The organism is Desertibacillus haloalkaliphilus (genome assembly GCF_019039105.1).
Classification (GTDB): domain Bacteria; phylum Bacillota; class Bacilli; order Bacillales; family KJ1-10-99; genus Desertibacillus; species Desertibacillus haloalkaliphilus.
In genome coordinates this window covers 1-344 of sequence record NZ_JAHPIV010000514.1, presented here as the reverse complement: position 1 = coordinate 344, position 344 = coordinate 1, and the positions used below count along the sequence as shown (strand labels likewise).

At 49.7% G+C, this 344-nt stretch carries 1 protein-coding gene; it reads right to left on the bottom strand.

Annotated features, from left to right (window positions below; translation table 11 throughout):
- Positions 1 to 344: hypothetical protein (locus tag KH400_RS30350; protein ID WP_217228620.1), on the bottom strand; the 344-nt coding region annotated here is incomplete at both ends.

Below are 344 nucleotides of genomic sequence, written 5' to 3'. Positions count from 1 at the left end.
TCCCTCTTTTTCCTCCTCTTTTCTTCCTTCTTCTCTCTCCTCCCCCTCCCTTTTCTTTCCCTTTTTTCCCTTTTTTTTTCTTCCCCTTCCCTCTTCCCTCTCCTTTTCCCCCCCTCCCCCTTTTTTTTCTTCCTCTCTTTCCCCCTTCTCTTCTTCCTCTCCCTCCTTTCCTCCTTTCCCCCCTCTTTCCCCTCCTCCCTTCTCTTCCTTTCCCTCTTCTTTCTTTTCCTTTCCCTCTCCCTCCTCTTTCCTCTCCCCCCTTCCTTTTTTCTCCCCCTCCTTCTCCCTTCTTTCTTCCCTTTTCTTTTCCCCTTTCTTTCTCCTTTCTCTTCTCCCCCTCTTCC